This window comes from Novosphingobium anseongense (genome assembly GCF_037482895.1).
GTDB lineage: Bacteria > Pseudomonadota > Alphaproteobacteria > Sphingomonadales > Sphingomonadaceae > Novosphingobium > Novosphingobium anseongense.
On the sequence record NZ_JBBHJZ010000001.1, the window covers coordinates 581,210 to 600,060 of the forward strand.

An 18,851-nucleotide genomic window follows, 5' to 3' on the forward strand; every position below is an offset into this window, starting at 1 on the left:
ATGCTCGATTTTCCGCGTTGGAAGCGCGTCACCTATTGGTTGGTGGCCCTGCTCTTCGCCCTGGCGGCCGTGCCGTCGCTCACCTCGATCGCGGGCATCAGCCTGCCGAGCGTGATTCCCCAGCCCAAGGTCAATCTCGGCCTCGATCTCGCCGGCGGTAGCCGCCTCCTGCTCGAGGCCGACGCCTCGCAGGTGCGGCGCCAGCGCATCGAATCGATGGAAGAGAGCGTGCGCCAGCGCCTGCGCGGTGCCGAGCCGCGCATCCGCATCGGCGACATCTCCAGCCGCGACGGCAACCTGAGCTTCGTGGTCGAGAACCCGGCGCAGGTCGACGCGACGCGCGAGCAGATCCTGCCGCTGACCACGGGTGCGGGCCTCACCGGCCAGCGCGACTGGGACATCAAGGTCGAGGACGGCAACCGCTTCATCCTCACCCCGACCGAAGCCGGCATCAACCAGGCGATCGACCACGCGATGGAGACCGCGATCGAGGTCGTGCGCAAGCGCATCGACGCGCTCGGTACGCGCGAGCCCGACATCCGTCGCCTTGGTTCGAGCCGCATCGACGTGCAGGTCCCCGGGCTCAAGGACCCGACCCAGCTCATCGAACTGCTCGGCAAGACCGCCAAGCTCGAGTTCAAGCTGGTCGACGAGACCGCCGCGCCCAGCGACGTCGTTCAGGGCATCGCGCCTCCGGGCAGCGAGATCGTGGCTTGCGTCGACGCGGGCGCCTGTCGCGGCCAGCCGGCCATCGCGGTCAAGCGCCTCGGCGGCATCAAGGGCGATCAGCTGACCAATGCGGTCCAGTCGAACGACCAGCGCACGAACGAGGCGGTCGTCTCGATCACCTTCGACCAGCAGGGCGGCGCCAAGTTCGCCAAGCTGACGACCGAGAACGTCAACAAGCCCTTCGCCATCATCCTCGACGGCAAGGTCCTCTCGGCGCCGAACATCAACGAACCGATCCTCGGCGGCAGCGCCCAGATCTCGGGCAGCTTCACGATCGAATCGGCGAACCAGCTGGCGATCGCGCTGCGCTCGGGCGCGCTGCCGGTCGACCTCAAGGTCGTCGAGCAGCGCACGGTCGGTCCCGACCTCGGCGCCGATTCGATCAAGAAGGGCGCGATCGCGATGCTGGTCGGCACCGTCGCGCTGATGGCCTTCATCCTGATCACCTATGGCCGCTTCGGCGTCTATGCGAACCTGGCGCTGATCCTCAACGTGCTGATGATCCTGGGCGTCATGGCCCTGGCCAACACGACGCTGACCCTGCCGGGTATCGCCGGCTTCGTGCTGACGATCGGCGCGGCGGTCGATGCCAACGTGCTGATCAACGAGCGCATCCGCGAGGAGCGCGCACGCGGACGGCGCGTCGTCCAGGCGGTCGAGATGGGCTACAAGGAAGCCAGCCGCGCGATCTTCGACGCGAACATCACCAACGTCATCGCGGCGGTGCTGATGTTCGTGTTCGGCTCGGGCCCGATCCGCGGCTTCGCGGTCGTGCTGATGATCGGCATCGTCACTTCGGTGTTCACCGCCGTCAACCTGACCCGCATGTGGGTCGCGATGTGGCTGCGCAAGGCGCGCCCCACCGAACTGGTGCTGTGAGGGTACGGCCGATGAAACTGCTCAAACTCGTTCCCGACAACACCAACATCCACTTCCTCAAGTGGCGGGTGCCGTTCTACGTGGTCTCGGTCCTGTTGATCGCGGCTTCGCTGACCCTCACCTTCACGCGTGGGCTCAACCTCGGTGTCGATTTCGTCGGCGGCCAGATGATCCGCTTCACCTTCGAGCGCAGCGCCACGGCGCCGATCGCGACGGTGCGCGAGGAGATCGACAAGCTCGGCTTCGGCGAGCCGACGATCCAGGAATTCGGCAAGCCCAACCAGCTGTCGATCCGCATGCGTCTGCCCGAGGGGTCGGAAAAGGATCCGGCGATCGCCGAGCGGATGTCGGCCAAGATCGTCGCCACGGTCAAGGCCGCGCATCCCGACGCGCGGCTCGACGGCAACGACACGGTCTCGGGCAAGGTCTCGGGCGAACTGTTCAGCAGCGGCATGGTCGCGCTGCTGGCGGCAATGGTGGCGATCTCGATCTATATCTGGATTCGCTTCGAATGGCAGTTCGGCGTGGGCGCGCTCTTCGCGCTGGTCCACGACGTCAGCCTGACCTTGGGGCTTTTCGCGCTGACCCAGCTCGAATTCGACCTCAACATCGTCGCGGCCCTGCTCACCCTGATCGGCTATTCGCTCAACGATACGATCGTCGTCTACGACCGTATCCGCGAGAACATGAAGAAGTACCGGCGCATGCCGATGCCCGAACTGCTCGACCTCTCGGTAAACGAGACGCTGTCGCGCACGATCGTGACCTCGCTGTCGGTGCTGATCACGCTCGTCGCCCTGCTGCTGCTCGGCCCCGACGTGATCTTCGGCTTTACCCTGGCGATCACCTTCGGCATCTTCGTCGGCACCTACAGCTCGATCTACATGGCGGCGCCGATCCTGATCTGGCTCAAGGTCAACGCCACCAGCTTCGTGCCGCAGGAAAGCGACATCGACCGGCAGGAACGATTGGCGCGCGAACGCAGCTGACGCCGGAACACATCGGCGCGGCCTTGGGAGAGGAACGATGCCGAAAGTATCCGTCGTCACGCCGGAAAAGGCGCATGCAGTGCAGGCACCCGCAGGCTTTTCGGGCCTGGCGGGTGCGCTCGCCTATTTCGACGACACCGGCAGTCCGCTGCACCTGCATCTCCACCGCATCGCGCCTGGCGAGACGCTGTGCATCGGGCCGCTGGCGACCGACTGTGTCGCCTATGTCTGGCACGGCGCGCTGGAGGCCGGGGGCTGGGCGCTCGCGCCGGGATCGAGCCTCATCGTCGAACACGGCGAGACGCTGGCCCTGCAGGGCGGCGACGAACCCGCCGAACTGCTGACCTTTCATGCTGCCTCGCCGACGGGCGACCTGCGCGCCGGTGGTCACATCCATCTGCTGCCGAGCGAACGCGTGCCGCGCCGCGCGGACATGGGTGGCGGCTCTTCGGTCGGTGGCGGCATGCACGCCGATGCTTCCTGCAAGACCTGCGCGGTCTGGCTCCACGAGAACCACTTCCCCGGCCGCGACACGCCGATGACGCCCGAGGAGGAGAAGCGCGGGGTCCATTCGCATTCGGAGGACGAGATCATCTTCGTCACCGAAGGCCAGATCAGGCTCGGGGCCAGGCTCTATGGCCCGGGTACGGCCGTGGCGATCGCGGCGGACACGCTCTACAGCTTCACCACCGGGCCCAAGGGGCTGAGCTTCGTCAACTTCCGCGCGGGCAGACCGGGCGACATCCGCTTCGCCAGCGGTGCGACGATCAGCGAGACGGGGTACTGGCAGGAACGGGCGATGACGCCCGAATACGTCGCGCCGCGCTAGCGTCCGGCGAGTTCGCGCCAGAAGCCGATCAGTTCGGCGGCGTTGGCCTCCCAACTGAAGCGTTCGGCATTGGCCGCGACGTCCTCCTGGCTCGGTGGATCGCTCAACAGGTCCGCGACCGCGGCGGCGATCGCCGTGGGATCGCGCGCGGCGATGCGGCCGGCCGAGCGGCCGTCGACGACCTCGCGCGCGCCGCCGACGTCGGGGATCACCAAAGGCGCACCGCAGGCCATCGCCTCGATCCAGACATTGGCGAGGCCCTCGCGCTCGGAGGGCAGGACGACGGCGTCGGCAGCCGAGAGCAGTTGCGGCAGGAGATCGTGCGAGACCTGGCCGAGGAACTGGACGCGGTCGGTCAGGCCGCGGCCCTGGGCGAAGAGCCGCAGCGCCGACTCGTCCTCGCCGACTCCGGCGAGCGCAAGGTGTGCTTCGGGCAGGCGCTCGAGCGCGGCGATGGCCAGGCGCTGGCCCTTGAGAGCGATCAGCGCGCCGGGGACGACGAGCAGCGGTCCTTCGGCCCAGATGCCGAGCTCTGGAATCGCCGAGATCAGCGCGCGCGCCGCCTTGCGCTCCATCGGATGGAAACGCTCGCGATCGAGCCCCGTGTAGTGCACGGAAATGCGATCCTCGGGCATGCCGAGGGCGATCATGTCGCGGCGCAGGGCATGCGACACGGAGAGGACGCGTCCGGCCTGCTCCGCCGCGCGCAGCATCTGTGCGAGCGCCTTGGGGCGCTGGCCCCAGTAGTGGATGTCCGACCCGCGCGCCTTGATCGAGAGCGGCAGGCCCAGCGCCTTGGCGACGAGTGCGGCCGCGGGGCCGTCGGGGAAGAAGAACTGCGCGTCGACCACGTCGAAAGGATCCTGCGCATGCAGGTCGCGCACCAGCGGCAATACGGCCTTGGCGATGCGCGCCGGGTTGCTGTCGCCGCCGAGCTTGGGGATCAGGGTGAAGCGCGGATGGAGCACGCGGATGCCGTCGCAGTCGCTTTCCGCGGGCAGTTCCTCGAGCTTGCGATAGCGGGCGCTGCGCGAGAGCGGCCAGGGCGGCACGCCGATCGGGCTGACCATGGTCAGGTCGACATCGCCGGTGGCCGCGACGCCGCGCATCTGGTTGGCGACGAACTTGCCGAAGGCCGGGCGCTGCGGGTTGGGAAACAGCGTCGAGAGCGAGAGAACGCGCAGCACGGTGGTCAGAGCTTCCGCACCAGCATTTCGGCGACCGCCAGCCAGGGCGGGTTGTCGATCACGACCTGCCGCTGACCTGCGCCCGGCGGCAACAGGGCGACGCGGTTTTCGGCGCGGTCGATCATCCGTCCGAAGGCGAAGCGGCCGCCGCTGCGCGGGGCGAGCACGTCGCGGTTGAGCAGGCGGGCATAGTCGTCGGCCTCGTGCTGGCGCAGCCAGACCTGGTCGCCCGCGCGGTATTCGCCGGCGCTGGCCTCGATCGCCATGGCGACGAGCAGGCCGCCGTTGTCGCCGAGCGCCGTCGGCAGGATCGCGTCGCGGGGGGCGGTCAGCGCTTCGGCGCCGGTATCGGTCATGCGGGCAATAAGCCGCGGCTGGTCGGCCTGTTCCCCGCGCACGAGCAATTCGGGATCGACCTCGAGCGCGGCGGCGATGCGGTTCATCCAGCCGAGCGAGAGATTGCGCGTGCCCGTTTCCAGCCGACCGATCGTCTGCGCCGTGGTCGGCGGACTGCAGCGCGCGGCGACTTCGGCCAGGGTCAGGTTCTTTTGGCGGCGGATATCGCGAATGCGGTTGATCATGGCCTGTCCAGGTTAACCAAATCGGTTTTCCGCTTTCCTACAGGCCGACGCATTTGGCAAGTCCGCGCGGCAAGCGAGGAGGCACCCATGCGCCAGGTCATCGAGGAACGCGAACTCACGGCCGAAGGTCCGTCACACCGGAGCGCACGGCGCGGTGGGCGCAGCGCTGCGGTCAATCTTGCGGAATCGCCGCTGACCTGGCTTCACGCACGGGGGCACCTGACCGATGCCCAGTTCGACGCCGGCGAAAGGCTGCGGGCCGATTGGGAACGCGCCCAGCTCGCGCCGAGCGTGACCATGCGCTGGGACCCGGTGCGCGTGTCTGGCGGCGGCGATTCGGGTCTCACGCAAGGCGAACGCCAGATCGTCGCGAAGGCGCGTTTCGATGGTGCCGTCGCGGCGGCGGGGCCGGGACTGGCCGACGTGTTGTGGCGCGTGGTCTGCGCGGGCGAGGGGCTGCCCGAGGCCGAACGCGCGCTCGCCTGGCCGGTGCGCAGCGGCAAGCTCGTGCTCAGACTGGCGCTCGACCGGGTGGCGGAGTTCTATCGCATCGGGTGAGCCAAGGTGACACTTCGCCGCTTTGGACCGTGTCACCTTCGTCACCTTTGTCACCTTGTGGGTTTCAGCCCTCGACCAGTTCCGCCAGTTCGAGCCAGCGCTCTTCGGCTGCGTCCTTGTCGGCGCGGGCCTTGGCGATCGCATCGCTGAGCGCGGCGAACTTCTTGGGATCGCGCGTGTAGAGCGCGGGATCGGCGAGCGCCGCCTCGTCGCGCAGGATCGCGGCTTCGAGTTCCTCGATCCGGCCCGGCAGCAGGTCGTAGTCGCGCTGGTCCTTGTAGGTGAGCTTGCCCTTCTTCGCCGGCATCGGCGGGGGCGGTGCTTCCGCAGCGAGCTTGGCCTTGGCAGTCCCGGTGACGAGGGGCTTCCTGCGCTGCTTCTCCCAGTCGGCATAGCCGCCGGCGACGACGTCGACCTTGCCCGAGCCGTCGAGGCCCAGGGTCATCGTCACGGTACGGTCGAGGAAGTCGCGATCGTGGCTGACGATCAGGACCGTGCCGTCGTAGTCGGAGATCACCTCCTGCAACAGGTCGAGCGTCTCGAGATCGAGATCGTTGGTCGGTTCGTCGAGCACCAGCAGGTTGGACTTGCGCGCGAACTCGCGCGCCAGCAGCAACCGCGAGCGCTCGCCGCCCGAGAGCGTGCCGATCCGCGCCTCGACCAGGCCGGGATCGAACAGGAAGTCCTTGAGGTAGCCCTGGATGTGCTTGCGCACCCCGCGCACGTCGATCCAGTCGCCGCCTTCGGCCAGGACATCGCGCACGCGCTTCTCGGGCGCCATGAGGCTGCGCTGCTGGTCGATCACGACGCCGTCAAGCGTCTTGGCGAGCGTGATCGTGCCCGCGTCGGGCGCGAGTTCGCCGGTCAGCATGCGCAGCAGGGTGGTCTTGCCCGAACCGTTCGAGCCGACCAGGCCGATGCGATCGCCGCGCGTGATGCGCAGCGTGAAGTCCTTGATGATCGTGCGCTCACCGAAGCGCTTGGCCACCTTGTCGGCGACGATCACCGCCTTGGTTTTCGAGCCGTCGCCGGCGATCTCCATCTTGGCGACGCCCTGCGGGCTCAGCATGGCCGCGCGCTGGGCGCGCATTTCCCAGAGCTTGGCGAGGCGGCCCTGGTTGCGCTTGCGCCGCGCGGTGACGCCGCGTTCGAGCCAGTGAGCCTCGATCTTGAGCTTGGCGTCGAGCTTCTCGGCGTTGCGCACCTCGTCGGCCTGGACCTGCTCTTCCCAGGCCTCGTAGCCGCCGAAGCCGACCTCCTTGCGCCGCAGCGAGCCGCGGTCGAGCCAGAGGGTTGCCTTGGTCAGGCGGGTGAGGAAGGTGCGGTCGTGGCTGATGACGACGAAAGCGCCGTTGTAGCGGCTCAGCCAGTCCTCGAGCCAGTCGATCGCGGCGAGGTCGAGGTGGTTGGTCGGCTCGTCGAGCAGCAGCAGGTCGGGCTCGGAGGCCAGCGCGCGGCACAACGCGGCGCGGCGCCGCTCGCCGCCCGAGGCGCTGTCGGCTGCGCGCGACAGATCGATGCCGAGCTGGCCGGCGATCGATTCCACCTCGTGCTGCGGCGGTGCGTCGGGCCCCGACCGCGCGAAGTCGAGCAGCGTCGCATAACCGGTGAAGAACGGGTCCTGTTCGAGCGTGATCACGCGCGTGCCGGGCTGGACCGAGCGCGTGCCCTTGTCGCCCTCGACCGTGCCTGCGAGCAGCTTGAGCAGGGTCGTCTTGCCCGCGCCGTTGCGGCCGATCAGCGCCAGCCGATCGCGCGGGCCGACGTTTATGTCGAGGTCCTTGAACAGCCAGCCGGAGCCCTGGATCAGGCCGAGGCCTTCCCAACTGAGTATCGGTGCTACTGCCATGGCGGCGCCCTAGGCGGTCGGCCCCCGCGTTGACAAGCGCATTGACGCTCAAGCTGGCTGGCGGAAAACCGCGCATTCACGCCTTGTTCAAAGCGCGGGTCTTAGGCAGAGCGCCAATATGAACCGTGCCGCTCTCGCCATCCTGCTCACCCTGGCCGTGCCTGCGCCCCTCGCGCTGGCGCAATCGTCGACCGTTCAGGGGCAGGTGCGCAAGGACATGAAGGCCGGCGCCGTGCGGCCGCTGCGCGAGATCGAGCAGCGCATATTGCCGACGATGCCGGGCATGGAATACCTCGGTCCCGAATATGATCCGGCCGCTCTGGTCTATCGTCTCAAGTTCATTCGCCAGGGGCGCGTGGTTTTCGTGGACGTCGATGCCCGTTCGGGCACAATCATCAGCCAGTCGCGTTGAAGGGCCGATAGGGTGCTTTGCTTGACGCGCTGCGGCTTTGGCCGCATTTTTCCGACGATTTTCTTAGGGGACAGCTTCGAATGCGCATCCTGATAGTCGAGGATGAACCCACTCTGGGCAAGCAGCTCAAGTCGACGCTCGAGCAGACCGGCTATGCCGTCGATCTCTCGGTCGATGGCGAGGACGGTCATTTCATGGGCTCGACCGAGGAATACGACGCGGTGATCCTCGATCTCGGCCTGCCCGAGATCGACGGCCTCACCGTGCTCGGCATGTGGCGCAAGGAAGGGCGCAAGTTCCCCGTGCTCGTGCTCACCGCGCGCGATTCCTGGTCCGACAAGGTCGCCGGGCTCGATGCCGGTGCCGACGACTACCTGGCCAAGCCTTTCCAGACCGAGGAACTGATCGCCCGCCTGCGCGCGCTGATCCGCCGCGCTTCGGGCAACACCTCGTCCGAGCTGATCGCCGGCGGCGTGCGGCTCGACACGCGCTCGGGCCGCGTCACGCTCGATGGCGAGCCGGTCAAGCTGACCGCGCAGGAGTACAAGCTGCTGTCCTACCTCCTCCACCACAAGGGCAAGGTCGTCAGCCGCACCGAGCTCATCGAGCACATCTACGATCAGGACTTCGACCGCGATTCGAACACGATCGAGGTCTTCGTCACGCGCATCCGCAAGAAGCTCGGCGCCGACGTGATCACCACGATCCGCGGCCTCGGCTACAGCCTCGACGATCCCGCCGAAGCCAACCGCGGCTGATAGCGGCGTGGCGGAGGACAACGCCCCGCCGCCGGTCAAGGCGAGCCTTGCGCAAGCCGCCGCGCCCGCCGTCGTGGTGGATGGGGCTGCCGAAGCGGCGGCCGAGGCCGACAAGCCCAAGCCGCACACGGGCTCGCTGTCGAAGCGCATGATGCTGATCGCGGCGGGATGGATCACCTTCCTGCTGCTCGTCGGCGGCCTCGCGCTCGATCGCGCGATGACCTCGATGATCACGAGCAATTTCGACCAGCAGCTCGACTACATGCTGACCGGCATGGTCGCCTCGACCGAGATCGGCCCCGATGGCGAAGTGTTCTTCAACCGGCCGCTCGGCGACCAGCGCTTCCTCGAGCCGAACTCCGGCCTCTACTGGCAGATCCGGGGGGCGGGCCACGACGATTTCAGCTCGCGCTCGCTGTGGGATCGCAGCCTGCAGGTGCGGGCCGACCATTTCGATGCCAAGCCGCACGTCTACGACAGCATCGAGTTCCAGGGTGAGAAGCTGCGCGTGATGGAGCGTTCGATCATCCTGCCGGGCAGCGAGACCAAGTGGTGGTTCTCGGTTGCCGCCGGCCGCGGTGAGCTCGATGCGCAGATCCGCCGCGTGCGTTCGATCCTGATTTACAGCTTCGTCATTCTCGGCCTGGGTCTCTTCGTGATGGCCGGCCTGCAATCGTGGTACGGCCTCGGTCCGCTGCGCCGCGTGCGTCGCGCGATCCAGAAGATGCGCACGACCGGGGCCAACCGCGTCACCGAACCGCTGCCGCTAGAAGTGGCGCCGCTGGTCGAGGAACTGAACGGCCTGCTGGTCCACATCGATCGCCAGGCCGAAGAGGCGCGCACCCATGCCGGCAATCTCGCGCATGCGCTCAAAACCCCGCTGACCGTGGTGATGAACGCGGCGACCGCCAGGGCGCCCGACCTTTCGGACACGGTGATCCGCGAGGCGGCGGTGATGCGCCGTCAGGTCGACCACCATTTGGCCCGCGCGCGCGCCGTCGGCCGCCGCGCCGTCGGCCAGTCGCGGGCCAATGTCTGGGCCAGCGTCGAGGCCGTGTTGCGCGCAGTCACGCGGCTCTACGAACGCACGCGCTTCGACCTCGACGGTAGCCGCGAGGCCAATGTCGCGATCGAGCGCCAGGATCTCGACGAAATCCTCGGCAACCTGATCGAGAACGCGGCGAAATACGGCGGCGGCAGTGTCTTCGTCACGGTCGGTCCAGCTTCCGACGCGGAGACCTGCGAAATCTGGATCGAAGACGACGGCATGGGCATCCCGGAAGAGGAGCGCATACGCATCTTCGACCGCGGCGCACGGCTCGACACGGGCAAGCCCGGTACGGGCCTGGGCCTCGCGATCGTGCGCGACGTGGCCGAGATCTATGGCGGCACGGTCGAACTGGCCGAAAGCGAGGACCTGGGCGGGCTGCTGGTCAAGCTCAGGCTGCCACGCGCGAAGGGTTGATCAACGGCTGATCGCGCCATGAATATGGGCAAGGCCGCCGATCAGGAGCAAGAGTACGGCAATCGCGATTGCGCCGAGCATCAGGCAGTTGCCGCCGCTGCCGGTCGTCGCGGCAGGGCGTCGTTTGCTCAACCCTTGGCCTGTGCCTGCTCGTGGTGGCGGATCACTTCCTGGATGATGAAGCGCAGGAACTTCTCCGAGAACTCGGGATCGAGCTGGGCGGCTTCGGCCAGGGCGCGCAGGCGGGCGATCTGGCGCTCCTCGCGGCCGAGGTCCGAGGCGGGCAGGTCGTGCTCGGCCTTGTACGCGCCCACCGCCTTGGTGATGCGGAAGCGCTCGGCCAGGATGTGGATCAGCGCGGCATCGATGTTGTCGATCGAGGCGCGGTAGCCGGCGAGCACCGGGTCGGGAGAAGCGGTTTCGGTCATCGCCGCACCCGCTAGCACGCCCGACCCGACGACTCTAGACTTGCGTTCGCCTCTTCGCACCTGCAATGCGCGAGCCCATGTCCGCCGAAATCGTCCCGCTGCGCCCGCGCGCGTCCGAACCCTCGCTCGCGCCGATGCTGGCCGTGACCGCGCCGGGGATGAACGCCGTCAACTCCGTCATCCTCGACCGGATGCAGAGCCAGATCCCGCTGATCCCGGTGCTGGCCGGCCATCTGATCTCGGGCGGCGGCAAGCGCATGCGGCCGATGCTGACGATCGCCGGGGCCGAGCTCTGCGGTTATCAGGGCACGCGCCATCACAAGCTGGCGGCTGCGGTCGAATTCATCCACACCGCGACCTTGCTGCACGACGACGTCGTCGACGGCTCGGACCTGCGCCGCGGCAAGGCCACGGCCAATATCGTCTATGGCAATCCCGCGACGGTTCTCGTCGGCGATTTCCTGTTCAGCCGCGCTTTCGAGCTGATGGTCGAGGACGGCAGTCTGAAGGTGCTGAAGATTCTCAGCCACGCCTCGGCCGTGATCGCCGAGGGCGAGGTCGACCAGCTCACCGCCCAGCGCCACATCGAGACCAGCGAGGAACGCTACCTCTCGATCATCGGTGCCAAGACTGCTGCGCTTTTCGCCGCGGCCACGCGCATCGCCGCGGTGGTCGCCGAAAAGAACGAGGCCGAGGAGCGCGCGCTCGAGGATTACGGCCGCAATCTCGGCATCGCCTTCCAGCTCGTCGACGATGCGATCGACTACGATTCCGAGGCTTCGGAAAGCGGCAAAGGCAAGGGCGATGATTTCCGCGACGGCAAGATGACCCTGCCGGTCATCCTCGCCTATGCCCGCGGCGACGCCGAAGAGCGCCGCTTCTGGCAGGACGCCATCGCCGGCTTCAGCAATTCCGACGAAGACCTCGCCCATGCGGTCGAGCTGATCAATCGCCACGACACGGTCAGCGCGACGCGCGAACGCGCCCGCCACTTCGCCCAGCGCGCGATAGACGCGATTGCGGGGTTCCCGGCGGGCGAGGCCCGGAACGCGATGGCCGAAGCCGCCGAGTTCGCGGTCTCGCGCCGCTACTGAGGTCTGCTAGCGCGAAAGACGAGAGCGCTTAGTCCTCGTCTTCTTCGTCTTCATCGGACTCGGCCGCTTCTTCCTCGTCCTCGTCGCGGTTCTCGATCGCTTCGACGATCTGGTCGAGCTGGTCTTCGTCGGCATTCCAGGTGGCGGTGCCGCCGTCCTCGTCCTCGAGCGTGATGCGATAGTCTTCGCCGGTGCGCTTGATGCTGAATTGTGCCAGGGTCTTGGCCATGTTCGTGTCCCGTCTGTTCGATCCGATGGCCAAACCCGGTTGGCGCAGTTTGGTTGCATCGCGATGAAAGACTTACCGATCCACGCCGTCCTGCCGGACCTGCTCGCCGCGCTGCGCGAGCGGGAAAGCGCCGTGCTGATTGCGCCGCCCGGCGCGGGCAAGACCACCTCGGTGGCGACGGCATTGCTGGCCGAACCTTGGTGCCGGGGCACGGTGATCCTGCTCAGTCCGCGCCGCGTCGCCGCGCGCGCCGCCGCCGAGCGCATGGCCGAACTGCTCGGCGAGGCGCCGGGGCAGACCGTGGGGTACCTGACGCGTCTCGACTCCAAGCGCTCGGCAGCGACGCGGGTGCTCGTCGTGACCGAGGCGATTTTCGTCTCGACGATCCTCGGCGATCCCGAACTTTCGGGCGTTTCTGCCGTGCTGTTCGACGAGGCGCACGAACGCCATCTCGACAGCGACCTTGGCCTCGCGCTGGCTATCGAGAGCCAGCAGGTGCTGCGGCCCGACCTGCGCGTGGTCGTCATGTCGGCGACGATCGACGGCACGCGCTTCGCCGGCCTGCTCGACGGGGCGCCGGTGATCGAAAGCGCGGGCAAGGCCTGGCCGCTGGCGATTCGCTGGCTCGGTGCTCGCCCCGAGCTGCGCATGGAGGACGCGATGACCTCGGCCGTGCTCACGGCCTGGCGCGAGGAGACGGGCGATATCCTCGCTTTCCTGCCCGGCGTCGGCGAGATCGAGCGCACGCGGGAGCGGCTCGAACAGCGGCTGCCCGGTGAACTGATCCTGCCGCTCCACGGCCAGTGCGAGCCCGGCGCGCAGCGCGCCGCGATCAAGCGCGACCCCGGCGGCCGGCGGCGGATCGTGCTGGCGACCGCAATCGCCGAGACCTCCCTGACCCTCGATGGCGTTTCGGTCGTGGTCGACGCGGGCCTCTCGCGCCGCGCCGAATTCGACAAGGCCGCGGGGGTGACCCGGCTCGTTACCCACCGCGCCAGCCAGGCCGCCGCCGCCCAGCGTGCGGGTCGCGCGGCACGCCAGGGGCCGGGAGTCGCCTATCGCCTGTGGGAAGAGGCGGCCCATGCCGGCCGCCCCGCCTTCGATCCGCCCGAGATGCTGACCAGCGATCTCGCGCCGCTGCTGCTGGCCTTGGCGCAATGGGGCGCGGGCGATCCCGCGGCGCTGCCCTGGCTCGATCCGCCGCCCGCGGCCTCGGTCGGCGCGGCGCGGGCGAAGCTCTCGTCCTTGCAGGCCATCGATGCCGAAGGCCGCATCACCGACCACGGCAAGGCGATGGCGGCGCTGCCGATGGAGCCGCCGCTCGCACACATGCTGCTCTTCGCGGCCGAGCACGGCGCGGCGCGCGATGCCGCGCGGCTCGCGCTGCTGCTGCAGGAACGCGGGCTCGGCGGGCGCGGCGAGGACCTTTCGCTGCGGCTCGATCGCTGGAACGGCGACCGTTCGGGTCGCGCCGAGGCTTCGCGCAAGCTGGCGTCGGGATGGGCCCGGCGGGTTCGAGATCGCGGCGATGACGACGGCATTCCGCTCGGTGTGCTGCTGGCCGACGCGTTCCCCGACAATCTCGCCAAGCGCCGTGATGCCAAGGGCGAGGACTGGCTGACCGCCGGGGGCAGGGGGCTGCGGCTCGATCCCGCCTCGTCGCTGGCGCGCGCCGAATGGCTGGCCGTGGGCGAGGCGCAGGGCTCTGCCGGCGGCGCGCGGATTACCGGTGCGATTCCCCTGACCGAGACCGAAGTGCTGCGCTGGCTCGGGCATCGCATCGAGAAGCGATCGACCCTACGCTGGGTGGCCGACGACAATCGCGTCGAGGCGCTGCTCGAACAAAGGCTCGGCACGATCACCGTGAGCAAGGGGCCGGATTCGGCACCCGACAAAGCCGCGATCGTCGCTTTTCTGCTCGAGCGCGTGCGGTCGGAAGGGCTCGAACTCGTGCCGTTCTCCGCCGGATCGCGCGCGCTGCTGACCCGCGCCCGTCACGCCGGGATCGAGGCTTTGTCCGACGCCGAACTGCTGGCGGATCTGGAGGACTGGCTGGCGCCGCTGCTCAATCGCCGGCTCGATACGCTCGAGGGCGGCAAGCTCCACGAGGCTTTGCGCAACCGCCTGACCTACGACGACCGGCAAAGGCTCGAGAAGCTGGCGCCCGCCGAATTCCGCAGCCCGGCCGGATCTACCCATGCGATCGACTATACCGACGAGGGTGGTCCTTCGGTCGAGGTAAGAGTCCAGGCGCTGTTCGGGCTCGATCGCCATCCGGGCTTTGGCCAGCCCCCACAGCCGCTGTTGCTCAAGCTGACGTCGCCTGGCGGCAAGCCGATCCAGGTGACGCGCGACCTTCCCGGCTTCTGGCGCGGGTCGTGGCGCGACGTCGTGCGGGACATGAAGGGGCGTTACCCCCGGCACCGCTGGCCCGACGAACCCTGGGCCGAGGATCCGAGCCTCAAGACCAAGAATGCCTTCGAGGCCTCACGCCGCACTTGATTCCGAAAGCGATTCGGGACAATCGGCGCTTATGACCGCACGCATCTATCAGCGCCCGAAGAACGCCATGCAGTCCGGCAAGGCGCTCACCGAACAGTGGATTCTCGAATTCGCGCCGGCCGAGGCCAAGCGCCCGGATCCGCTGATGGGCTGGGCTGGCAGCGGCGACACGCAGCAGCAGGTCGTGCTCAAGTTCGCAGAGCAGGCCGATGCCCAGTCCTATGCCGACAAGTACGGCATCGAGGCGCGAGTCACGCCGACGCCGCCCAAGCGGCTGAAGATCCAGGCCTACGCCGACAACTTCAAGTAAGCGAAAGGCCTCCCCCGCGACGCGGGAGAGGCTCGAAAAGGCCTACTGGCGCAGCTGCAGGCGGCCCTGGCGGAAGGCGGTGCGGCAGTCGGTCGCGTCGTGCTTGATGTCCGAATCGAGCAGCGGGGTCGAGGTCATGCCAGCGCCCTGGAAGCGCTTGTCGTCGCACTCGCCGTCCTTGGCATATTTGCCGGCGTCGTCGCCCCACTGAATGCGATCGGCGTCGCTTGTCGCGGCGACCGGAGTCGCGCCCGAGCGGCGGCCGCCCTGATATGTCAGCCGACCCTGGTTGTAGGCCGAGCGGCAATCGCTCGCATCGTGGCGGATGTCGCTGTCGATCAAGGTCGTGTCGGTCATGCCGGGACCCGAAAAGCGCATGTCGTCGCATTCGCCGTCCTTGGCGAACTTGCCGCTGTCATCGCCGAAGTCGATGTTCTGGGCATAGGCGACATGCGGCGTTGCTGCCGCGAGAAGTGTAGCTATACCAACGATTTGGGCGAAAGCCTTGCGCATGATAATCCCCCTGAATTGCCCCGCCTAATTGCCGCAAACGCGCGCAGCTTGCAACAATGACACGGAGGGCTCTTGCGGTTTTCCGCGACCGCCGCCATATGCGCGACCGGGAGTCCGGGCGGGCGTTTGCGCTCGCCAACTTGGTCAGGTCCGGAAGGAAGCAGCCACAACGGGTTGCGGCGGGTCGCCCGGCTCCTTTTCATCCGCTCGTGTTTCCATTTCCCCCTTGGGGGCCTAGGTAGAGCGCATGGGCGATTCACCCGACATGTTTGGCGACGAAACGCCCGAAGAAGAGCTTCCGCCGAGCGCGGCCGAGCTCGAGGCCGCGGGGCAATCCGCGCTGTTCGGCGAGCCTGCGCCGCCTGCTGCGGTGCTGCCAGAGCCGGCCCCGGTACTTCCGGTCGCCGTCTCGGCCCCGCCGCCGCCCGTTTCGGCGCCCGTCGCCGCGCCGTCGGCTCCAGCAGCGCAGCCCTATCGCGTGCTGGCGCGCAAATATCGACCGCAGACCTTCGCGCAGCTGATCGGCCAGGAGCCGATGGTCCAGACCCTGGCGAACGCGATCAAGCGCGATCGCCTGGCCCATGCCTTTCTGATGACCGGCGTGCGCGGGGTCGGCAAGACCTCGACCGCGCGCCTGATCGCCAAGGCGCTCAACTGCGTGGGCGCGGACGGGCAGGGCGGTCCGACGATCGATCCCTGCGGCATCTGCGAGCCTTGCGTGGCGATCGCCGAGGGGCGCCACATCGACGTGATCGAGATGGACGCCGCGAGCCACACCGGTGTCGACGACGTCCGCGAGATCATCGAGGCCGTGCGTTATGCCGCGGTCTCGGCACGCTACAAGATTTACATCATCGACGAAGTTCACATGCTCTCGCGCAACGCGTTCAACGCGCTGCTCAAGACGCTCGAGGAACCGCCGGCGCATGTGAAGTTCCTCTTCGCGACGACCGAGGCGGACAAGCTGCCCGTCACCGTGCTTTCGCGCTGCCAGCGCTTCGACCTGCGCCGCATCACCGTGCCGCTGCTGATCCAGCAGTTCACCGACATCTGCAAGGCCGAGGGCGTTCTCGCCGATGCCGAAGCCCTGGCGATGATCGCCGCGGCGGCCGAGGGCTCGTCGCGCGACGGCCTGTCGATCCTCGACCAGGCGATCGCTCATGCCGATCTCGATTCGGATGGCAAGGTCAGCGCCGAACAGGTTCGCGACATGCTCGGCCTGGCCGACAAGAGCGTCCAGCGCCGGCTCTTCGCCGCGTTGCTGGCGAGCGACGGCGGCACTCTGCTCGATCTCGTCGCACAGCAGTTCTCGCTCGGGGTCGAGCCGCTGGCGCTGATGCGCGGGGCGATGGACCTGACCCACAAGGTCACCGTCGCGCAGATCGGCGGTCATGCCGCCGACTCCGCTTCGGCCGAGGAGCGCGAGACGATCGAGGGCTGGGCCAAGGGGCTCAGCGCCGGCCAGTTGCACCGCCTCTGGCAGCTTCTGCTCAAGGGTTTCGACGAGGTCCGCACCGCGCCCGATCCGCTGGTCGCGGCGCAGATGGCGCTGCTGCGCGTCATGCATGCGACCGACATGCCCGATCCCGGCCAACTCGCGCGCAAGCTCGACGAGCTTGCCTCGCGCCCGGTGGTGATGGCCGCTTCGGTCGACGGCAGCCCGGCGCCGGCCGCCTCGGCGGTGGCGCTACCGTGGGAAGCGCTGGTCGAGCGGGTTAAGGACATCGAGTTCGGGCTGGCGACGCGCATGGAAATGCAGGTCCGCGTGGTCGAACTGACCGCGGATACGCTGCGCTGGTCACAGCCGCCGGGCTTTTCCGAGGACATGTCGCGCGAGATGCGCGTGGCGCTCGACAAGGCCACAGGCCAGAATGCGACAGGTCAGGGCTGGACCGTCGAGCGCTGCGACGCGCCGGGGCAGCCGACGCTGATCGAGCAGCGCGATGCCGTCAAGGCCGCGAACGAGGAGGCCGTGCGCCGCTCGCCGCTGGTCGAGGCAGTCTTCGCGGCTTTCCCCGACGCGCAGGAAATGAATGAAAGCGACGACGCCCAGTTCGGTCGCAAATGGAGTCAGAGACGATGAAATCGATGGAAGAGATGATCCAGGCCGCCCAGCAGGCAGCCGAGACCATCCAGAAGCAGATGAACGAGACCCAGGGCAAGCTCGACGGGATCGAGGTTGAAGGCCTCTCGGGCGGCGGGCTCGTCAAGATCCGCTGCTCGGCCAAGGGCCGCGTCATCGGCGTCACCATCGACGACAGCCTGATGACCCCGTCGGAAAAGCCGATCCTCGAAGATCTGATCGCCGCGGCCTACAACGACGCGCGCGTCAAGGCGGACTCGGTCGCAAACGAGGAAATGGCCAAGGCGCAGCAGGGCCTCGGCCTGCCGCCGGGCTTCAAGATGCCGTTCTAATAGCGGTTTCAGAGACCAGCCGTTCCCTGCTAGCGGCGTGGCGTTGGCTCGCTGTCATCAAGCGGTCTCGACTCCAACATAGCATTGCATGGTAAAGTCATCGCCGCCGCGAAATGGCGGCGAGGCTTCTTCCTGGGCAGGAGGATTACCATGCGCGTGCAGAACGAGAGATCGTCGGTCGGCAAGATCGTGCCATCGGCGGTTCGTGCGAACACCGCCGCCAGCGACCACCGCGGCGCGGTTCATCACCACCGTCACGACATCGGCGAGGACATCGCCGCACTCGACGAGCACTGGGTGTTCCGCAAGGCTCGCTAGCCTAGCCAGCCCAGCACCATCGCCGTCAGCGGATTGGCCGGATCGGCTAGCAGCTTGGCCGTGAGGCCCAGGCACATGACGATCAGCAGCGGCCGCACGGTGCCAGCGCCGAAGCGGATTGCGGTATGCGCGCCGACCTGACCGCCGGCGAGCGCGCCCACGGCCATGGCGAGGCCTACTGTCCAGACGACGTGCCCGCTGGCGATCAGCACGGCTAGGCCGGCCACGTTGCTCGCGAAGTTGAGCAGCTTGGTATGTGCCACCGCGCGCGTCACGCCGAGCCCGAACACCGCGACCAGGCCCGTGATGAAGAACGAGCCCGTGCCCGGCCCGAAGAAGCCGTCATAGCCGCCGATGACGAAGGCCATGGCGAGCAGCAGCGGCGGCCCGGCGAGGACGTGGCGGTCCTCGTCGGTCATCTTCGGCGCGAGCAGGAAATAGGCGGCCATCGCGATCAGCAGCAGGGGGATCAGCCCTGATAGGAAATGCGGGTCGATCAGGGTCAGCAGGAAGGCGCCCGTCGCCGAACCCGTGAACGAGGCGAGCGCGGGCAGGGCAAAGCGCTTGAAGTCGATCTGCCCCTTGCGCGCGAAAGCGAAGACCGCGCCACCCGTGCCGAACGAGCTCTGCAGCTTGTTGGTGGCGATCGCCGCGACCGGCGGCAGGCCGGCCGCGAGCAGCGCCGGGATCGTCAGCAGTCCGCCGCCGCCGGCGATGGCGTCGATCGTACCGGCAAGGAAAGCGACGCCCACGAGCAGGGCTATGATGTCGATACCCACGTCCATCCTTGCGCTCTAGCCTGTCGC

At 67.9% G+C, this 18,851-nt stretch carries 21 protein-coding genes and 1 other RNA gene; 14 read left to right on the forward strand and 8 right to left on the reverse strand.

Annotation, left to right across the window (positions count from 1 at the left end):
- Genes secD through WG901_RS02840 form a run of 3 tightly spaced genes read left to right on the forward strand, consistent with a single transcriptional unit; the run spans position 1 to position 3,426 of the window.
- A complete protein-coding gene (gene secD / locus WG901_RS02830) occupies positions 1–1,608 on the forward strand; it encodes a protein translocase subunit SecD (protein ID WP_339585497.1) in 1,608 nt (535 codons plus the stop codon).
- 11 nt (positions 1,609–1,619) lie between these two features.
- Positions 1,620–2,597 carry a protein translocase subunit SecF gene (gene secF / locus WG901_RS02835; protein ID WP_339585498.1) on the forward strand — a complete coding sequence of 326 codons (978 nt, stop codon included), beginning with the start codon at positions 1,620–1,622 and terminating at the stop codon, positions 2,595–2,597.
- 37 nt (positions 2,598–2,634) lie between these two features.
- Complete coding sequence (locus WG901_RS02840) at positions 2,635–3,426, forward strand: hypothetical protein (protein ID WP_339585499.1); 792 nt, start codon at positions 2,635–2,637, stop codon at positions 3,424–3,426.
- On the opposite strand, the gene WG901_RS02845 is transcribed toward WG901_RS02840, so the two are convergent.
- Both WG901_RS02845 and WG901_RS02850 read right to left on the reverse strand, forming a co-directional pair.
- Positions 3,423–4,610: a glycosyltransferase gene (locus WG901_RS02845; RefSeq protein WP_339586633.1), complete on the reverse strand. Its 1,188-nt coding sequence runs from the start codon at positions 4,608–4,610 to the stop codon at positions 3,423–3,425. The genes WG901_RS02840 and WG901_RS02845 overlap by 4 nt on opposite strands.
- 8 nt (positions 4,611–4,618) lie before the next feature.
- On the reverse strand, positions 4,619–5,194 hold the full coding sequence (locus WG901_RS02850) for a helix-turn-helix domain-containing protein (RefSeq protein WP_339585500.1): 576 nt from the start codon (positions 5,192–5,194) through the stop codon (positions 4,619–4,621).
- A gap of 87 nt (positions 5,195–5,281) precedes the next feature.
- On the opposite strand from WG901_RS02850, the gene WG901_RS02855 reads away from it, so the two are divergent.
- On the forward strand, positions 5,282–5,752 hold the full coding sequence (locus WG901_RS02855) for a DUF6456 domain-containing protein (protein ID WP_339585501.1): 471 nt from the start codon (positions 5,282–5,284) through the stop codon (positions 5,750–5,752).
- A gap of 64 nt (positions 5,753–5,816) precedes the next feature.
- Here WG901_RS02855 and WG901_RS02860 read toward each other — a convergent pair whose 3' ends face one another.
- The gene (locus WG901_RS02860; RefSeq protein WP_339585502.1) at positions 5,817–7,601 is read right to left on the reverse strand and encodes an ABC-F family ATP-binding cassette domain-containing protein; all 1,785 of its coding nucleotides are present in this window, start codon (positions 7,599–7,601) and stop codon (positions 5,817–5,819) included.
- 118 nt (positions 7,602–7,719) lie between these two features.
- On the opposite strand from WG901_RS02860, the gene WG901_RS02865 reads away from it, so the two are divergent.
- The 3 genes from WG901_RS02865 to WG901_RS02875 all read left to right on the forward strand — a co-directional run bounded on the left by WG901_RS02865 (position 7,720) and on the right by WG901_RS02875 (position 10,236).
- The gene (locus WG901_RS02865) at positions 7,720–8,013 is read left to right on the forward strand and encodes a PepSY domain-containing protein (RefSeq protein WP_339585503.1); all 294 of its coding nucleotides are present in this window, start codon (positions 7,720–7,722) and stop codon (positions 8,011–8,013) included.
- An 80-nt stretch (positions 8,014–8,093) separates the two neighbouring features.
- Positions 8,094–8,771 (forward strand): response regulator transcription factor, encoded by a 678-nt coding sequence (locus WG901_RS02870; RefSeq protein WP_339585504.1) that lies wholly within the window; start codon positions 8,094–8,096, stop codon positions 8,769–8,771.
- A gap of 148 nt (positions 8,772–8,919) precedes the next feature.
- Complete coding sequence (locus WG901_RS02875; protein WP_339586634.1) at positions 8,920–10,236, forward strand: sensor histidine kinase; 1,317 nt, start codon at positions 8,920–8,922, stop codon at positions 10,234–10,236.
- Here WG901_RS02875 and WG901_RS02880 read toward each other — a convergent pair whose 3' ends face one another.
- A complete protein-coding gene (locus tag WG901_RS02880) occupies positions 10,237–10,368 on the reverse strand; it encodes a hypothetical protein (protein ID WP_339585505.1) in 132 nt (43 codons plus the stop codon).
- Positions 10,365–10,664 (reverse strand): chorismate mutase, encoded by a 300-nt coding sequence (locus WG901_RS02885; RefSeq protein WP_339585506.1) that lies wholly within the window; start codon positions 10,662–10,664, stop codon positions 10,365–10,367. Before WG901_RS02885 ends, WG901_RS02880 begins: the two co-directional genes overlap by 4 nt.
- Positions 10,665–10,741: 77 nt before the next feature.
- On the opposite strand from WG901_RS02885, the gene WG901_RS02890 reads away from it, so the two are divergent.
- Positions 10,742–11,758: a polyprenyl synthetase family protein gene (locus WG901_RS02890; protein WP_339585507.1), complete on the forward strand. Its 1,017-nt coding sequence runs from the start codon at positions 10,742–10,744 to the stop codon at positions 11,756–11,758.
- A gap of 28 nt (positions 11,759–11,786) precedes the next feature.
- Here WG901_RS02890 and WG901_RS02895 read toward each other — a convergent pair whose 3' ends face one another.
- Positions 11,787–11,987 carry a hypothetical protein gene (locus WG901_RS02895; protein ID WP_339585508.1) on the reverse strand — a complete coding sequence of 67 codons (201 nt, stop codon included), beginning with the start codon at positions 11,985–11,987 and terminating at the stop codon, positions 11,787–11,789.
- A gap of 63 nt (positions 11,988–12,050) precedes the next feature.
- On the opposite strand from WG901_RS02895, the gene hrpB reads away from it, so the two are divergent.
- Positions 12,051–14,489, forward strand: coding sequence for an ATP-dependent helicase HrpB (gene hrpB / locus WG901_RS02900; protein WP_339585509.1), 2,439 nt, complete (start codon positions 12,051–12,053; stop codon positions 14,487–14,489).
- A 31-nt stretch (positions 14,490–14,520) separates the two neighbouring features.
- Positions 14,521–14,799, forward strand: a complete 279-nt coding sequence (locus tag WG901_RS02905; RefSeq protein ID WP_339585510.1) for an ETC complex I subunit — start codon at positions 14,521–14,523, stop codon at positions 14,797–14,799.
- A 42-nt stretch (positions 14,800–14,841) separates the two neighbouring features.
- Here the strand turns inward: WG901_RS02905 and WG901_RS02910 are convergent, their stop codons facing one another.
- Positions 14,842–15,312, reverse strand: coding sequence for a hypothetical protein (locus WG901_RS02910; protein WP_339585511.1), 471 nt, complete (start codon positions 15,310–15,312; stop codon positions 14,842–14,844).
- Positions 15,313–15,417: 105 nt separating this feature from the next.
- Between WG901_RS02910 and ffs the strand changes: the two genes are divergently transcribed.
- The 4 genes from ffs to WG901_RS02930 all read left to right on the forward strand — a co-directional run bounded on the left by ffs (position 15,418) and on the right by WG901_RS02930 (position 18,045).
- Positions 15,418–15,515: signal recognition particle sRNA small type (gene ffs / locus WG901_RS02915), an RNA gene on the forward strand.
- Between the two features lie 44 nt (positions 15,516–15,559).
- The gene (locus tag WG901_RS02920; RefSeq protein WP_339585512.1) at positions 15,560–17,395 is read left to right on the forward strand and encodes a DNA polymerase III subunit gamma/tau; all 1,836 of its coding nucleotides are present in this window, start codon (positions 15,560–15,562) and stop codon (positions 17,393–17,395) included.
- Positions 17,392–17,727: a YbaB/EbfC family nucleoid-associated protein gene (locus WG901_RS02925; RefSeq protein ID WP_339585513.1), complete on the forward strand. Its 336-nt coding sequence runs from the start codon at positions 17,392–17,394 to the stop codon at positions 17,725–17,727. Before WG901_RS02920 ends, WG901_RS02925 begins: the two co-directional genes overlap by 4 nt.
- Positions 17,728–17,877: 150 nt before the next feature.
- A complete protein-coding gene (locus WG901_RS02930; RefSeq protein WP_339585514.1) occupies positions 17,878–18,045 on the forward strand; it encodes a hypothetical protein in 168 nt (55 codons plus the stop codon).
- Here WG901_RS02930 and WG901_RS02935 read toward each other — a convergent pair.
- Entirely contained in the window at positions 18,042–18,830 is a 789-nt protein-coding gene (locus tag WG901_RS02935) for a TSUP family transporter (RefSeq protein ID WP_339585515.1), read from the reverse strand. The genes WG901_RS02930 and WG901_RS02935 overlap by 4 nt on opposite strands.
- Positions 18,831–18,851: the final 21 nt, after the last annotated feature.

Excerpts from the sequence above, each read along its gene's own strand:
- WG901_RS02870 (WP_339585504.1), top strand. The coding sequence starts at position 8,094 with ATGCGCATCCTGATAGTCGAGGATGAACCCACTCTGGGCAAGCAGCTC.
- WG901_RS02895 (WP_339585508.1), bottom strand. The coding sequence starts at position 11,987 with ATGGCCAAGACCCTGGCACAATTCAGCATCAAGCGCACCGGCGAAGAC.
- WG901_RS02850 (WP_339585500.1), bottom strand. The coding sequence starts at position 5,194 with ATGATCAACCGCATTCGCGATATCCGCCGCCAAAAGAACCTGACCCTG.
- WG901_RS02910 (WP_339585511.1), bottom strand. The coding sequence starts at position 15,312 with ATGCGCAAGGCTTTCGCCCAAATCGTTGGTATAGCTACACTTCTCGCG.
- secF (WP_339585498.1), top strand. The coding sequence starts at position 1,620 with ATGAAACTGCTCAAACTCGTTCCCGACAACACCAACATCCACTTCCTC.
- WG901_RS02840 (WP_339585499.1), top strand. The coding sequence starts at position 2,635 with ATGCCGAAAGTATCCGTCGTCACGCCGGAAAAGGCGCATGCAGTGCAG.
- WG901_RS02885 (WP_339585506.1), bottom strand. The coding sequence starts at position 10,664 with ATGACCGAAACCGCTTCTCCCGACCCGGTGCTCGCCGGCTACCGCGCC.
- WG901_RS02925 (WP_339585513.1), top strand. The coding sequence starts at position 17,392 with ATGAAATCGATGGAAGAGATGATCCAGGCCGCCCAGCAGGCAGCCGAG.
- WG901_RS02855 (WP_339585501.1), top strand. The coding sequence starts at position 5,282 with ATGCGCCAGGTCATCGAGGAACGCGAACTCACGGCCGAAGGTCCGTCA.
- WG901_RS02905 (WP_339585510.1), top strand. The coding sequence starts at position 14,521 with ATGACCGCACGCATCTATCAGCGCCCGAAGAACGCCATGCAGTCCGGC.
- WG901_RS02860 (WP_339585502.1), bottom strand. The coding sequence starts at position 7,601 with ATGGCAGTAGCACCGATACTCAGTTGGGAAGGCCTCGGCCTGATCCAG.
- WG901_RS02935 (WP_339585515.1), bottom strand. The coding sequence starts at position 18,830 with ATGGACGTGGGTATCGACATCATAGCCCTGCTCGTGGGCGTCGCTTTC.
- secD (WP_339585497.1), top strand. The coding sequence starts at position 1 with ATGCTCGATTTTCCGCGTTGGAAGCGCGTCACCTATTGGTTGGTGGCC.
- WG901_RS02920 (WP_339585512.1), top strand. The coding sequence starts at position 15,560 with ATGGGCGATTCACCCGACATGTTTGGCGACGAAACGCCCGAAGAAGAG.
- WG901_RS02890 (WP_339585507.1), top strand. The coding sequence starts at position 10,742 with ATGTCCGCCGAAATCGTCCCGCTGCGCCCGCGCGCGTCCGAACCCTCG.
- WG901_RS02875 (WP_339586634.1), top strand. The coding sequence starts at position 8,920 with ATGATGCTGATCGCGGCGGGATGGATCACCTTCCTGCTGCTCGTCGGC.
- WG901_RS02930 (WP_339585514.1), top strand. The coding sequence starts at position 17,878 with ATGCGCGTGCAGAACGAGAGATCGTCGGTCGGCAAGATCGTGCCATCG.
- WG901_RS02865 (WP_339585503.1), top strand. The coding sequence starts at position 7,720 with ATGAACCGTGCCGCTCTCGCCATCCTGCTCACCCTGGCCGTGCCTGCG.
- hrpB (WP_339585509.1), top strand. The coding sequence starts at position 12,051 with ATGAAAGACTTACCGATCCACGCCGTCCTGCCGGACCTGCTCGCCGCG.